Genomic DNA, 14,701 nt, shown 5'->3' with positions numbered 1-14,701 from the left:
CGACGACACCGAACAGCGTGACGGACGATTGGGCAGAAGCCAGGCCGCAGACGGCCAGGGCAGCGAATGCCGTGAGGGTTTTCTTCATTCAGGTTCTCCGTTGTCAGCGGCTCTTCATCGAGCAGCCGAGACGCATGGTCTCGTTCAAATTCGGAGGAATCTTGTGAATGCCGGGTCTTTGCACGGGATGTTGTTTGCGTGCAAAGCCCCGAACCGGGCCCGAGCGCCGCCCGCGCCACCACCGGACACACCTCGCACAAGAAATCTCCCAAAAGCCGCGCGATGCTGTGCCACCGAAGGAGCCCTCCATGACCATTGCCTTGCAAAGCACCATCGCCTCGTCACTGGGCGCGCAACAGCTCGCCAACGCTTTCAGCCCCGCCTTTTCCCACCTGCGGATTCTTCGCAACCTCGTGATCCCCATGCCCGAGGGGCATGCGGTGCGCACCGCGCGCATCGACGCGGTGCTGGTGTGCGAGACCGGCGTCTACCTGTTCGAGATCAAGGCGTGGCGCAACGCCTTCGTCTACCGCAAGAAGTCCGACCAGTCGCCGCCGCGCTGGTTCCTGCGGCTGAACGGCTGCCAGAACGCGCGCGAGGTGAAAGACCCCGCATGGCAGGGCGGGCGCAAGACGACGCAGCTGCGCAGCATGCTGCCCGACGACCTGCGGCTGCAGTACTTCGTGCTGCTGCCGTGCGAAGGCATCGAGCTCGAAGGCGTGATGCCGGCGGCCGTCATCACGCAGCAGGACCTGCCGTACATCGCACGGCTGGTGCGCAACAACGGGCGCACCGCGCGCACCTACCGCCTGCTCGACGCGCAAGGCGTCGACCGCACGGTGGAGCGGCTGCTCGAGATCCAGGGCGAGCTGACGCTGGACGACCATCTGCAGAACTGCCGCGAGCGAAGCGGCGTCACGGCAAACGCCAACCCGGGCGCAACCGTGCTCGCCGCACCGGCATGGCCGGGTGCAAACGCCATGGGGTTGCAGTAACGTAAAGACACAGCACAGCCCCGGCGGCCGCGGGGAAGTCCCAAATTTCTCCGACATTGGCCATGACCATGCGGCCATGCACTTACCGAAGTCCCTTGCAGCGGCCGCCGTGCTGCTTGCCTCACTGGCCTCGCTTCCCGCCTGGGCCGTCGATCCGTTCACCGTCAGGGACATCCGCCTCGAAGGCCTGCAGCGCGTGGAGCCCGGCACGGTCTTCGCCACCATGGGCCTGAAGGCCGGCGACACCTACAACGACGAACGCGGCAGCAACGCCATCCGCGAGCTCTTCAAGCTCGGCCTGTTCAAGGACGTGCGCATCGACGTGAACGGCAACGTGCTGGTGGTGGTGGTCGAAGAGCGCCCCACCATCGCCGACGTCGACTTCGTCGGCACCAAGGAGTTCGACAAGGCCGCGCTGCAGAAGGCGCTGCGCGAGGTGGGCCTGGCCGACGGGCAGGCCTACGACAAGGCGCTGGCCGACCGCGCGGAACAGGAACTCAAGCGGCAGTACATCGGCCGCAGCCTCTACAACGCCCAGGTGATCACCACCGTCACGCCGCTGGAGAACAACCGCGTGAACCTGACCTTCACCGTGACCGAGGGCGAGTCCGCGCGCATCAAGGACGTGCACGTGGTGGGCGCCAAGGCCTTCAGCGAGAGCACGCTGCTCGACCTGTTCGACCAGGACAGCGGCGGCTGGCTCGACTGGTACACCAAGTCGAACCAGTACTCGCGCACCAGGTTCAACGGCGACCTGGAGACGCTGCGCTCCTACTACATCACGCGCGGTTACCTGGAGTTCCGCATCGACTCGACGCAGGTGGCGATCTCGCCCGACCGGCAGACGCTGACGCTCACCATCAACATCACCGAAGGCCAGAAGTTCGTGGTGGCCGGCGTGAAGCTGGCGGGCGACTACATGGGCCGCGAGAACGAGTTCAAGACGCTGGTGGCCATCCGCCCCGGCGCGCCGTACAACGGCGAGGAGGTCGCGGCCACCACCAAGGCCTTCACCGATTACTTCGGCACCTTCGGCTACGCCTTCGCGCGCGTGAAGGCCGAGCCGGAGATCGACCGCGTGAACAACCGCGTCACGCTGGTGCTGAGCGCCGAGGCCTCGCGCCGCGCGTACGTGCGGCGCATCAACATCGGCGGCAACGCCAGGACGCGCGACGAGGTGATCCGCCGCGAGTTCCGCCAGTACGAAGGCGCCTGGTACGACGGCAACAAGATCCGCGCCTCGCGCGACCGCGTGGACCGCCTGGGCTTCTTCACCGACGTGAACGTCGACACCGTCGACGTGCCCGGCTCGCCCGACCAGGTCGACCTGGCGGTGACCGTGGCCGAGAAGCCGACCGGCTCGCTGCAGCTGGGCGCGGGCTACTCGTCGACCGACAAGGTGTCGCTGACCTTCGGCATCACGCAGGAGAACGTGTTCGGCAGCGGCAACTCGCTGGGGCTGAACGTGAACACCAGCTCGTACAACCGCACCATCTCGCTCACGGCCACCGACCCGTACTTCACCAAGGACGGCATCTCGCGCACGCTGAACGTGTTCCACACCACCACGCGGCCCTACTACGAGGCCGACGGCAACTACAAGCTCGCGAGCGACGGCGGCTCGGTGCGCTTCGGCTTCCCGGTGGGCGAGCAGGACACGGTGTTCCTGGGCATCGGCGTGGAGCGCTATTCGTTCACGCCCGGCACCAACGGCACCTACACGCTGGTCGACGGCTCCTACGTGTACACGGCCACGCCGCAGGCCTACCTGGACTACTTCAAGTGCACGGGCACCGTGCCGAGCGTGAGCTGCTCGAACTCGAGCATCGTCGGCATCCCGGCCACGCTGGGCTGGTCGCGCGACGACCGCGACAGCGCGCTGGTGCCCACGCGCGGCAAGCTGCAAAGCGCCAGCCTCGAGGTGGGGGTGGGCAGCGACCTGCGCTACATGAAGTCGAACTACCAGTACCAGCAGTACTTTCCGTTGTCCAAGCAGTACACGCTGGCCATCAACGGCCAGCTGGGCTATGCGCGCGCACTGGGCAGCAGCACGTACCCGATCTTCAAGAACTTCTACGCGGGCGGCCTGGGCTCGATTCGCGGCTTCGAGCAGAACTCGCTGGGCCCGACCGACGCGGTGACCGGCGGCGCGCTCGGCGGCACGCGCAAGGCGATCTTCAACATGGAGTTCTCCACGCCCTTCCCCGGCGCGGGCAACGACAAGACGCTGCGCATGTACACCTTCATGGACGCGGGCAACGTGTTCGCCGACCGCACGGCCAGCATGACCGACGCGCAGTGGAAGGCGCAGAACCGCCTGCGCGCGTCGGCCGGCATCGGCATCAGCTGGATCTCGCCGCTCGGGCCGCTGCGGCTGGCCTATGCGGTGCCGCTGCTCTACCAGAAGGAGGACACGGCCAACAACATCGCGGCCGACCGCACGCAGCGCTTCCAGTTCCAGATCGGCACGTCTTTCTGAACAGGAGAACCACGACCATGGGCCGCATCCTGCTGGTGGAAGACGGGCGCGACAGCGACAACGACAGCGCCTGCCTGCTGCGCTCGCACCTGCACGGCGCGGGCTACGAGGTCGAGCAGATCGAGGACGGCGCGGCGGCGCTGGAGCGCATCCTGACGGCGCCGCCGGCGCTCACGCTGCTGGACATCGTGCTGCCGCGCGTGGAAGGCACCGGGGGCGCAAGAGGCACCGGAGGCACCGGAGGCACAGGAGGCACAGGAGGCACGGAGGGCGTAGCAGACGGCATCGACGTGCTGGCCAGGGTGCGCTCGCACAGCAACCACCCGATCATCATGCTGACGGCGCGCGCGCACGAGGAAGACCGGCTGCGCGCGCTCGACATGGGCGCCGACGACTACGTGTGCAAGCCCTTCTCGCCGCGCGAGGTGGTGGCGCGCGTGAACACGGTGCTGCGCCGGCATGCGCAACGCAACGAGGCCGCCCGGCCGTCGGCGGTGGTGGGTTTCACGGATGCGCGCGGCAACGCGAGCCTGGAAGGCCGGCCGCTGTCGCTCACGCGGCGCGAGTTGCTGCTGCTGCGCGCGCTGTCGCGTGCGCCGGGGCGGGTGCTCACACGCTCGAAGCTGCTGGAGGTGGCGTTTGCGGAAGCGCTGGACGTGAACGAGCGCGCGGTCGACGGCCACATCAAGAACCTGCGCAAGAAGCTCGCGGCCGCCGCGCCCGCGCACGACTGGATCCGCTCGGTCTACGGCGTGGGCTTCAGCTTTGCGGAGCGGCCGGCGGCGTGAACAGCACGCACCGGCTCAGCCGGCGGGGTGAACAGCGTGCACCGGCTCAGCCGGCGGCGCGTGGCGGCACCAGCGCCTTGATGCGCGCGGCGCCTTCCAGCGCGCGAGGACGCATGGGACCCGGGCCGCCGCCCATCGGCATGCCTTGCGTGCCGGGGGGCATGCCCGTTGCGCTGGGCGGGGGCATGCCCGACGCCGCGCCGGGCGAAGGCATGCCCGGCATCGCTCCCGACGGCGGCATGCCGCCGGACCGGGGCGGCCGATCGACCACCGGGTTCGCGGCCGGGTCGACCACCAGCGCGAGCGTGGCCACGTAGCGCTGGCGCTCCTCGCGCACCGCGCCGAGCACGGTGTCGCCGGCCCGCAGCGCAATGCCGTCGACGCTGTTGAGCGTGTCGCGCACCCGGGCGCGCTTGTACAGCGAGACCTGCGTGTAGAGAAATTCGCTGAGCGCGTCGGGCAGGAAGAACTGCGAGGTGAGCACGGCGCGCGCGCCGTTGAGCACCTTCATGTGGATGTGCGTGGTGCGCCCGGCGTACCAGCCCGGGTAGACGGTGGTGAACGCGGCCGTGCCCTCGCGGCCGGTGAACTGGCTGCCGCGCAGGAAGGTCTTGCCCTCGAACCCGCCCGCCCGGTCGTCGCCCTGCCCGGCAAAGCCCGAGTAACGCCCCTGCGCATCGCAATGCCACAGGTCCACGCGCAGCCTGGGCAGCGGCTTGCCCGCCGTGTCGCACACGGTGAAGCGCACGTCCAGCGGCACGCCTTCGAGGCCCTCGGTGACGTCCTGGCGGACCTGGGCGACGTCCAGGTAGTAGGGGCCTTCGGTGGTCTGCGCGGTCAGAGGAAGGTTGGCCGGGGCGGCCTGGGCAGCCTGGGCAGCCTGGGCAGCTTGCGCAGCGTGCGCGGCGTGCGCGGGGCGGGTGGAAACGCCGCCCAGTGCCGTGGCGCCGAGCGTGGCCAGCAGGCCGCGGCGGCCGATGGCGGGGTCCGGATGTGTCATGGTTTTCTCTCCTCCTCGTGGATCGACCCGGGAACGGCCGGGCGCGTGACGCAGCCTTCGGCCCACAGGACCAGCAGCGTCCATGCCTGGGCGACCAGCCAGAAGAACACGGTGATCGCCCCCAGCAGCGCAAAGCTCAGCGTCGGATTCATGCGGCCATGCTGCGGCCGGATCCGGGAGAAAAAATGGAGAAACCCTTGGCGCGGAAATTCTCCCAATTTCCTCCACATTCCGGCCACATCATCGGCTTTCTCCCCCCGAACACGCCCTTTCTCCCGCCCTTTCCCCGCCTGCCCGACCGCCCATGCATGCCGCAGAATGCGGCCATGCCTCCCCCGTGCCCATGCCGCAACTGACCCTTTCCCGCAAGATCTTCCTGGCGCTGGCCGCCCTGCTGATCGTGCTGCTCATCAGCTTCGCGGGCCTGTCGATCATTGCGCTGCAGCGCGGCCTGGGCTCCTACGTGGCCGAGATCGAGATCCGCCGCATGGACTGGCTCTCGCAGCTGGTGCTCAAGCACTACGTGGCCAACGGCGACTGGAAGAACCTGCGCGACAACGAGGAAGCCTGGCAGCGCCTGCAGATGGGCCGCTTCGCCAACGTGCTCGACAGCGCCGCCGCCAACGGCGACGAGCGCCGGTTGCCGCCCTGGTACGAGTACCGGGCCATGCGCGCAGCGCCCCCGCCGGACAGCCCGCCCGACGGCGGCCCGCCGCCCATGCCGTCGTCCGCGCAACTCGACCTGCTGCCGCGTCGCGCACCCGGCATCCCGGGCATGCCGCCGCCGTGGCTGTTCCCCGATCCGCGCGGCATGCACGACTCCATCTTCCAGCGCATCGCCGTGCTCGACGCGCGCGGCGCGCGCGTGGTGGGCGCCGACATCGACCTGGCCAACGCCGCGCGCATGCCGATCCGGCACAACAAGTCGGTCATCGGCTACCTGGCGCTCGCGCCGGTGCAGGGGCTGGAGAGCGAGGCCGACCGTGCCTTCATCGCGCGGCAGTCGGGCGTGATCGTGCTCACGGGCCTGTGCGGCCTGGGCTTTGCGCTGGTGCTGTCGTGGCTGCTGGCGCGGCGCTGGTTCCGCCCCATCGACGAACTCACGCAGGCCGCGCAGGACGTGGCGCGCGGCCGGCTTTCCACGCGCGTGGCGGTGCAGGGCTCCGACGAGCTCGCGCTGCTGGGCAAGACCTTCAACGACATGGCGCAGCGGCTGGACACGGTCGAGGCCTCGCGCCGCGCCTGGCTGGCCGACGCCGCGCACGAGCTGCGCACACCGCTGGCCGCCATGCGCGCGGAGATCGAGGCGCTGCAGGACGGCGTGCGCACCTTCGACGAACGCACCGCGCTGCGCCTGCACCGCCAGGTGATCCGCCTGGGCCAGCTGGTGGACGACCTGCGCAGCAGCATGCGCGAGCCGCAGAGCGACCTGCTCACGGCCACCGTGTACCCGCTGTCGCTGCTCAAGGAAGCGCTCGACCACACGCGCGACCGCTTCGCCAAGCGCGGCATCGAGGTTGACCGCCAGGCCGTCGACCGCATCGACACCCTGTCTCAGCCCACCGTGGAGGGCGACGCGCACCGGCTGCACCAGGTGTTCATGAACCTGCTGGAGAACACGCTGGCCTACACCGACGAAGGCGGCGCGCTGCGCATCGACGTCACGGTCGAAGGCCCGTGGACCGGCAACTGCCTCACGCTGCTGTTCGACGACAGCTCGCCCGGCGTGCCCGACAGCGAGCTGCCGCGCCTGTTCGACCGCCTGTTCCGCGGCGAGAGCTCGCGCAGCCGCGAGCACGGCGGCTCCGGGCTGGGCCTGTCGATCTGCCGCGCCACCATCGAGGCGCACGGCGGCACCATCGACGCGTCGGCCTCGCCGCTGGGCGGGCTGCGCGTGACCCTCACCCTTCCACTGGCTGCATCGTCATGACACGCATCGTCATCGTCGAAGACGAAATCGACATCGCCTCGGTGGTGCAGGACTACCTGCGCCACGCGGGCTACGAAACCACCCACTTCACCGACGGGCAGAGCGCGCTCGACAGCATCGTGGCGGCGCCGCCCGAGCTCACGCTGCTCGACATCATGCTGCCGCGGCTGGACGGCGTGGAGGTGCTGCGCCGCGCGCGCGAGCACACGGCGCACCCGATCATCATGCTGACCGCGCGCATCGAGGAGGTCGACCGCCTGCTGGGGCTGGAGCTGGGCGCCGACGACTACGTGTGCAAGCCCTTCTCGCCGCGCGAGCTGGTGGCGCGGGTGCGCGCCGTGCTGCGGCGCACCGCCGGGCCGGCCTTCGGCGGGCAGGGGTCGGGATCGGGCCCGGCCTCGCAGGACGACGCACCCGGCCTGGTGCTGGACGACGTGCACTGGCGCGCCTCGCTCGAAGGCACGCCGCTGAACCTCACGCGGCGCGAGTTCGGGCTGCTGCAGGTGCTGTCGCGGCACCCGGGGCGCATCTTCTCGCGCGCCCGCCTGCTGGAACTGGCCTACGACGACACGGTGGACGTGACCGAACGCGCCATCGACAGCCACGTGAAGAACCTGCGCCGCAAGCTCGGCGCGGTGACGCCCGCGCACGACTGGATACGGTCGGTGTACGGCGTGGGCTTTGCGTGGGAAGCGCCGGTGCCGGCGTAGGCGTACTTCAGGACGCCGCCGGTTTCCGTTTCAATCCCAGCGCGCCCTCGAGCATGCGCATGACGGTCTCTCGCGCCTGCTCGAAGTCTTCGGGCTCCAGCGCCTTCTTGCCCAGCAGCATGCGCATCTGCCACGCGAAGTCGGCGTAGGTCTGCGTCATCGCCCACAGCGTGAACAGCAGGTGCGCCACGGGCAGCGGCTGCACGTCGCCCCGCGCCATCCAGCGCTGCAGCACGGCGGCCTCGGCACGGAACGCGGGCACCAGCTTGGCCTCGATGTCGTCGGCGCACTGCGGTGCCTGCGAGATGATCTCCTGCGCGAACAGGCGCGAGCCCGAGGGGTGGTCGTACGAGAACTGCAGCTTCTGCGTGACGTAGCGCTCCAGCGCGGCGTACGGGTCGAGGTCGGCGGCGGCCAGGCTGTCGAGGTTGGACAGCCACGAGTCGAGCACGTCGTTGAAGACACGCCGGTACAGCGCCTTCTTCGAGGGAAAGTAATACAGCAGGCTCTGCTTGGAGATGCCCGCGTCGGCCGCGATGTCGTCCACCGACACGCCGCCATAGCCATGCACCGCGAAGCGCTCCTGCGCCACGGCGAGGATGGCGCTCTCCAGGTTCTGGCGGCGTGCCTGGCGCTTGACGGCGGGGGGGCGCACCACGCTCATCAGACAACCTCCACGCTGCGCGTTGCGGTGCGAGCTTGCTCGGGGCGGCCCGGCGCGGTGCTCATGGGTTCTTCATCCGCGCCAGGAAGCGCACCAGCCGCTCGTCGCCGCACTGCGTGACGTTGAAGCGGTACCAGGCCAGCGGCTGCGGCGCGGCGCCGAAGTCGGTCGCCGCCGCCAGCGGCAGGCCTTGCTTGCGCGCCTCCTGCAGCACGGCGTCGACGGTCGGGCGCGGCTCGCTGCCGGGCGGCCAGCCGGCACACAGGAACGGGCCGCCGTCGGGTGCGTGCAGCGCCTGCAGGCCGGCACCGGTCAACAGCGACAGCGTGCGTTCGCCCGCGATCTTCAGCGCGGTGTTGAGCTTCTGCAGGAAGCGCGGGTAACCCGCATCGCACAGCACCTCGCAGGCCACGCGCTCCTCGAACTCGCTCGGGCCGAGCGTGGTGTGCAGGCAGCGCAGCACGGGGTCGTCGGCCCAGCGCTGCGGCAGCAGCACATGCGCGAGCCGCAGCTTGGCCGACAGCGTGGTCGACACGCCGCCGACCTGCACCACGCGCTGCAGCCCGTCCATGGCCGCGAGGCTGGGCGCCTGCAGCGGCGAGAGACCGCGCCAGGTGTCGAGCTCGATCACGCACAGGTCGTGCCGCTCGGCGGACTGCAACGCCTGGTGCGCGCCTTGCAGGCTCATGCAGATGCCCAGGGGGTTGGACACGGCGGTCGAGAGGAACAGCAGCCGCTGGCGGCCTTCGGCAGGCAGCAGCGGCGCGAGGCCATCGAGCGCGGCGACGTCGAGGCAGCCGCCGCGCCGCGGCACTTCGAGAATGCGCCGCCCCAGCGTCAGCACCAGGTTGCGCAGCTGGCGCGAGGCGGGCGACTCAAGCAGCACCGCGTCGCCGGGCGCGGTCCAGGCCTGCAGCAGGCACATGGCGGCGCCCAGGCTGCCGGCGGCCGTCATCACCTGCTGCGGCGCCAGCCCGGGCAGTTCGGCGCGATGGCGCGCGGCGATCAGCTCGCGCAGGCGCGGCAGGCCGAAGCTGGGCCGCGCGCCGCCGTCCCAGTCGGGCGCGGCGCGCGCCACGCGGCGCATGGCTTCGCGCACCAGTTCGTCGCCGCGGTACTCGGCAGGCGGCGGGCGGTCATGCCCGGAAGACGCATCGGCGATGCGCGGCACCACCTCGTCGGCCAGGCGCGCGGGCCGGTGCAGCACGTAGTAGCCGCTGCCCGGGCGCGAGGCCAGCACCGAGCGCGCGCGCAACGCGCTGTACGACTCGGTGACGGTGAAGGTGCTGATGCCCAGCTTGCCCGCGAGCGCGCGCACCGAGGGCATCTTGGTGCCGGGTGCCAGGCGCCCGTCGGTCACGCGCAACTCCACGCCCACTACCAGGCGCTGCGCGAGCCCGAGGCCGGGGGCGGCCTCGTCCATCTCGCCCATCAGGCCCTGCATCCAGCCGGCGCCGGAGGTTGCGGGCACGTGCAGCGCCGAGGCGTTGCGTGAACTCTGCATCGCGGTGTCTCCTTCGAAGCTCGAACGGCTCCGGGGTTGGCGAAAGAGAGGGTTTGCCCGAAGGAACCGTGCTGGCCGGTGCACCAAACAGCACGGCGAGCGGCAGCAAACACTTTCTCGCCTGCCGCGCCAACTGTGTATGGGCGGCACCCCTTGTTTGCTGAATCATCGCGACATTCGACCACTTGGTCAAACTTCACGAGGGCCAGCTCCCTCGTGTCGCAACAGATCCCCACCACGATCCTGGAGCCTGAACGCCCATGAGCAGCACGATGAACTCCGTCGCGCCCACCGCCCACATCGCCTCCGATGTGCGCGCCGGCCGCCTGGCCCCCGCGCAGTACGCCAAGAACTTCTGCGACGCCCACCCGCCGCTGAACGTGGTGCAGGCCAACATCGAGGCCGAGCGTTGCTACTACTGCTACGACGCGCCCTGCCAGACGGCCTGCCCCACCGGCATCGACATTCCCACCTTCATCCGCCGCATTGCCGACGGCAACCTGCGCGGCGCGGCCCGCGCCATCCTGGAGGAGAACCCGCTGGGCGGCATGTGCGCGCGCGTCTGCCCGACCGAGGTGCTGTGCGAGCAGGCCTGCGTGCGCAACACCAACGAGAGCAAGCCGGTGGAAATCGGCCTGCTGCAGCGCCACGCGACCGACGCCTTCTTCGACGCGCCCGGCACGCCGCTGTTCGTGCGCGCGGCCGACACCGGCCGGCGCGTGGCGGTGGTGGGCGCGGGCCCCGCGGGCCTGGCCTGCGCGCACCGGCTCGCGGTGCTGGGCCACCAGGTGGTGCTGTTCGACGCGCGCCCCAAGCTCGGCGGCCTGAACGAGTACGGCCTGGCCAGCTACAAGACGGTGGACGGCTTTGCACAGCGCGAGATCGAGTGGCTGCTGTCGGTCGGCGGCATCGAGGTGCGCAACCACCATGCGCTGGGCCGCGAGCTGCACCTGGACGCACTGGCCCACGACTACGACGCGGTGTTCCTCGGCCTCGGCCTGGCCGGCGTGAACACGCTGGGCCTGGGCGAGCAGGCCGGCGTGCGCGACGCGGTCGACTTCATCGCCGAGCTGCGCCAGGCCGCGTCGCCGGCGGACGTGGCCATCGGCCGGCACGTGGTGGTGATCGGCGGCGGCATGACCGCCGTGGATGCCGCCGTGCAGTCGCGCAAGCTGGGCGCGGAAGACGTGAGCATCGTCTACCGGCGCGGCGCCGAGGCCATGGGCGCCTCGGTCGACGAGCAGAGCTGGGCCAAGGAGAACGGCGTGCGCATCATCCACTGGGCCGCGCCGAAGGCCCTGCGCGCCAAGGGCGGCGTGCTGCGCGGCATCGACTTCGCGCGCACCGCGCTGGTCGGCGGCAAGCTGGTGGAGACCGGCGAGAGCCTCGCGCTCCCGGCCGACATGGTGCTGTGCGCCATCGGCCAGAGCTTCGTGGCCACCGCGCTGGAAGACAGCGGCGTGCAGCTGCAGGGCGGGCGCATCAGCACCGACGCGGAATGCCGCAGCTCGCGGCCCAAAGTGTGGGCCGGCGGGGACGCGCGCTTCGGCGGACGCGACCTCACGGTCGAGGCGGTGGAAGACGGCAAGCAGGCCGCGCTGTCCATCGACCGGCACCTGCGCGCCGCCGCATAGCGCAAGCGGCCGCAACCCTTCCCTTCCCACATCCACCCGTTCGCGCATGGCCGCGACAGGAGCAATTCACATGGCAGACCTGAGCACCGACTTCGTGGGCATCCGCAGCCCCAACCCCTTCTGGCTCGCCTCCGCGCCGCCCACCGACAAGGAGATCAACGTGGTCCGCGCCTTCGAGGCCGGCTGGGGCGGCGTGGTGTGGAAGACCGTGGGCGAAGACCCGAACGTGGTCAACGTGCACGGCCCGCGCTACGCCGTGTCCTATGCGGCCGACCGCCGCGTGACCGGCTTCAACAACATCGAGCTGATTTCCGACCGCCCCCTGCGCACCAACCTGGAAGAGATGACGCGCGTGAAGCGCAACTGGCCCGACCGCGCACTGGTCGCTTCGGTGATGGTGCCGTGCACCGAGGAATCGTGGAAGAACATCCTGCCGATGGTGGAAGACACCGGTTGCGACGGCCTGGAGCTGAACTTCGGCTGCCCGCACGGCATGAGCGAGCGCGGCATGGGCGCGGCCGTGGGCCAGGTGCCCGAGTACATCCAGATGGTGGCCGAGTGGTGCAAGCACTATTCGAAGCTGCCGCTGATCGTGAAGCTCACGCCCAACGTGGCCGACATCCGCCCCGCGGCGCGCGCCGCCAAGAAAGGCGGCGCCGATGCGGTGAGCCTCATCAACACCATCAACTCGATCATGGGCGTGGACCTGGACGCGATGGCCATGCTCCCCAACACCGGCGGCATGGGCTCGCACGGCGGCTACTGCGGCCCCGGTGCCAAGCCGATCGCGCTGCACATGGTGGCCGAGATCGCGCGCGACCCAGAGACCGCCGGGCTGCCCATCTCTGGCATCGGCGGCGTGTCGACCTGGCGCGACGCGGCGGAGTTCATCGCGCTGGGCAGCGGCTCGGTGCAGGTGTGCACGGCCGCCATGGTGTACGGCTTCAAGATCGTGCAGGACCTGTGCGACGGCCTCTCCAACTTCATGGACCAGAAGGGCTACGCCAGCCTCGCGCAACTGCAGGGCCGGGCCATCGGCAGCATCACCGACTGGAAGCAGCTCAACCTGAACCACGTCGACAAGGCCGTGATCCACCAGGACGCCTGCATCCAGTGCGGACGCTGCCACGTGGTGTGCGAAGACACCTCGCACCAGGCCATCAGCGCCACCAAGGACGGCATGCGCTACTTCGAGGTGAAGGAAGAAGAGTGCGTGGGCTGCAACCTGTGCGTGTCGATCTGCCCGGTGCCCGGCGCGCTGTCGATGCGCACCCTGAAGCCCGGCGAGATGGACGCGCGCACCGGCCACCCGGTGGTCGCCCAGTACGCCAACTGGACCACGCACCCGAACAACCCCATGCGCGCCGACGGCCATGCCTGAGCCGGCGAATGAATGAGTGACCCAGCCCGGCGCAGACCGGGCCCGCGGCAGGAGGGGAACAACGACATAGCCAAGAACACAACACACGTGCAGGAGACAACCCCCATGACAACCCCATCGCAGCACGGCGGCGGCCCCGCCGCCAACCTCTGGAACGAAGACCTCGCGCCCACCACGCTGGCCCAGCGAACGTGGCGCTGGTACCACTTCGCGGCCCTGTGGGTGGGCATGGTGATGTGCATTCCCGCCTACACGCTGGCGGCCAGCCTGATCGAGGGCGGCATGTCGTGGAGCCAGGCGGTGCTCACGGTGTTCCTGGGCAACGCCATCGTGCTGGTGCCGATGCTGCTCATCGGGCATGCGGGCGCGAAGTACGGCATTCCGTACGCGGTGATGGCACGCGCCTCGTTCGGCACGCGCGGCGCGCGGCTGCCCGCGCTGCTGCGCGCCATCGTGGCCTGCGGCTGGTACGGCATCCAGACCTGGTTCGGCGGCGAGATGATCTACACGCTGGTGGGCGTGCTCATGGGTCAGCCGCTGGGCGGCGACAAGCTGCCGGTGCTGGGCATCAACGGCGCGCAGCTGGTGTGCTTCCTGATCTTCTGGGCGATCCAGCTGTACTTCGTGGTGCACGGCATCGAGTCGATCCGCCGGCTGGAGACCTACACCGCACCGCTGAAGATCCTCGTGTGCATCGCCCTGCTCTACTGGGCCGTGCAGCGCGCGGGCGGCCTCGGCCCCATCTTCGAGCAGCCCTCGCAGTTCGAGCCCGGCGGCAAGAAAGCCGGGCTGTTCTGGGCGGTGTTCTGGCCCTCGCTCACGGCCATGGTCGGCTTCTGGGCCACGCTGGCACTGAACATTCCGGACTTCACCCGCTTCTCGCGCTCGCAGCGCGACCAGGTGGTGGGCCAGGTCATCGGCCTGCCCGCGCCCATGGGGCTGCTCGCGATGATGGCGGTGATGGTGACCTCGGCCACCGTGGTGATCTACGGCAAGGCGCTGTGGGACCCGGTGGACCTGGCCAGCCGCATGACGGGCGCGGCGGTGCTGATTGCGCTGCTCATCCTGCTGATCGACACGGTGAGCGTGAACCTGGCGGCCAACCTGGTGGGGCCGGCCTATGACTTCTCGGCCCTCAACCCCGAGAAGATCTCGTACCGCAAGGGCGGCTACATCACGGCCGGCATCGCGATCGTGATGATGCCCTGGAAGGTGCTGGAGACCACGCAGGGCTACATCTTCACCTGGCTCATCGGCTACTCGGCGCTGCTCGGGCCGGTGGCGGGCATCCTGATTGCCGACTACTACTTCGTGCGCCGCAAGGAGCTCGACGTCGATGCGCTGTACCGCGGCACCGGCCCCTACAGCTACCGCAACGGCTGGAACACGGCGGCGGTGGTGGCCTTCGTCGTCGGCGTGCTGCCCAACATTCCGGGCTTTCTCAACGCGGCCTTTCCGCAGGCCGTGCCATCGACGCCCGAGCTCTTCAAGACGATCTACACCTACGCGTGGTTCGTCGGCGTCGTGCTGTCGGCCGTGGTGTACCTGGGGCTGATGAAGGCGCGCGCGCCGCAGCACCAGGGCCTGGCCGCACCCCTCAAGAACCCCAGCTGACC

12 protein-coding genes are annotated in these 14,701 nt (G+C 69.8%); 8 read left to right on the top strand and 4 right to left on the bottom strand.

Translation table 11 applies throughout. From position 1 onward, the window contains the following. The first annotated feature begins 308 nt into the window (after nucleotides 1–308). The 3 genes from BM013_RS39235 to BM013_RS39225 all read left to right on the top strand — a co-directional run bounded on the left by BM013_RS39235 (nucleotide 309) and on the right by BM013_RS39225 (nucleotide 4,262). Nucleotides 309–995, top strand: a complete 687-nt coding sequence (locus tag BM013_RS39235) for a nuclease-related domain-containing protein (RefSeq protein ID WP_093135958.1) — start codon at nucleotides 309–311, stop codon at nucleotides 993–995. 76 nt (nucleotides 996–1,071) lie between these two features. Continuing rightward, on the top strand, nucleotides 1,072–3,474 hold the full coding sequence (bamA, locus tag BM013_RS39230) for an outer membrane protein assembly factor BamA (protein ID WP_093135957.1): 2,403 nt from the start codon (nucleotides 1,072–1,074) through the stop codon (nucleotides 3,472–3,474). 17 nt (nucleotides 3,475–3,491) lie between these two features. After that, nucleotides 3,492–4,262, top strand: a complete 771-nt coding sequence (locus BM013_RS39225) for a response regulator transcription factor (protein ID WP_093135955.1) — start codon at nucleotides 3,492–3,494, stop codon at nucleotides 4,260–4,262. Nucleotides 4,263–4,308: 46 nt separating this feature from the next. Here BM013_RS39225 and BM013_RS39220 read toward each other — a convergent pair whose 3' ends face one another. Together BM013_RS39220 and BM013_RS41550 are read right to left on the bottom strand one after the other, a co-directional pair. Beyond that, complete coding sequence (locus tag BM013_RS39220; RefSeq protein ID WP_093135953.1) at nucleotides 4,309–5,262, bottom strand: dioxygenase family protein; 954 nt, start codon at nucleotides 5,260–5,262, stop codon at nucleotides 4,309–4,311. Beyond that, the gene (locus BM013_RS41550; RefSeq protein WP_177225699.1) at nucleotides 5,259–5,414 is read right to left on the bottom strand and encodes a hypothetical protein; all 156 of its coding nucleotides are present in this window, start codon (nucleotides 5,412–5,414) and stop codon (nucleotides 5,259–5,261) included. The genes BM013_RS39220 and BM013_RS41550 overlap by 4 nt, the downstream gene beginning before the upstream one ends. A 191-nt stretch (nucleotides 5,415–5,605) precedes the next feature. Here BM013_RS41550 and BM013_RS39215 point away from each other — a divergent pair, with 191 nt between their 5' ends. Together BM013_RS39215 and BM013_RS39210 are read left to right on the top strand one after the other, a co-directional pair. After that, nucleotides 5,606–7,192 (top strand): ATP-binding protein, encoded by a 1,587-nt coding sequence (locus BM013_RS39215; RefSeq protein ID WP_093135950.1) that lies wholly within the window; start codon nucleotides 5,606–5,608, stop codon nucleotides 7,190–7,192. Beyond that, a complete protein-coding gene (locus BM013_RS39210; protein ID WP_093135948.1) occupies nucleotides 7,189–7,902 on the top strand; it encodes a response regulator in 714 nt (237 codons plus the stop codon). Before BM013_RS39215 ends, BM013_RS39210 begins: the two co-directional genes overlap by 4 nt. A gap of 7 nt (nucleotides 7,903–7,909) precedes the next feature. Here the strand turns inward: BM013_RS39210 and BM013_RS39205 are convergent, their stop codons facing one another. Both BM013_RS39205 and BM013_RS39200 read right to left on the bottom strand, forming a co-directional pair. Next, nucleotides 7,910–8,566 carry a TetR family transcriptional regulator C-terminal domain-containing protein gene (locus BM013_RS39205; protein WP_093135946.1) on the bottom strand — a complete coding sequence of 219 codons (657 nt, stop codon included), beginning with the start codon at nucleotides 8,564–8,566 and terminating at the stop codon, nucleotides 7,910–7,912. 61 nt (nucleotides 8,567–8,627) lie between these two features. Further along, complete coding sequence (locus BM013_RS39200; RefSeq protein WP_093135944.1) at nucleotides 8,628–10,070, bottom strand: aminotransferase-like domain-containing protein; 1,443 nt, start codon at nucleotides 10,068–10,070, stop codon at nucleotides 8,628–8,630. Between the two features lie 260 nt (nucleotides 10,071–10,330). Between BM013_RS39200 and BM013_RS39195 the strand changes: the two genes are divergently transcribed. From BM013_RS39195 to BM013_RS39185, 3 genes are all read left to right on the top strand, one after another. Continuing rightward, nucleotides 10,331–11,704 (top strand): NAD(P)-dependent oxidoreductase, encoded by a 1,374-nt coding sequence (locus BM013_RS39195; protein ID WP_256221891.1) that lies wholly within the window; start codon nucleotides 10,331–10,333, stop codon nucleotides 11,702–11,704. A 70-nt stretch (nucleotides 11,705–11,774) separates the two neighbouring features. Next, nucleotides 11,775–13,085 (top strand): NAD-dependent dihydropyrimidine dehydrogenase subunit PreA, encoded by a 1,311-nt coding sequence (gene preA / locus BM013_RS39190; RefSeq protein ID WP_093135942.1) that lies wholly within the window; start codon nucleotides 11,775–11,777, stop codon nucleotides 13,083–13,085. Nucleotides 13,086–13,190: 105 nt separating this feature from the next. After that, nucleotides 13,191–14,699 carry an NCS1 family nucleobase:cation symporter-1 gene (locus BM013_RS39185; protein WP_093135940.1) on the top strand — a complete coding sequence of 503 codons (1,509 nt, stop codon included), beginning with the start codon at nucleotides 13,191–13,193 and terminating at the stop codon, nucleotides 14,697–14,699. Nucleotides 14,700–14,701 lie beyond the last annotated feature (2 nt).

Origin of the sequence: Variovorax sp. OK605, from assembly GCF_900115445.1 — a bacterium.
Lineage (GTDB): Bacteria > Pseudomonadota > Gammaproteobacteria > Burkholderiales > Burkholderiaceae_C > Variovorax.
Note: the sequence above shows the minus strand (reverse complement) of the source record. Positions and strands in the feature narration are given on the sequence as shown.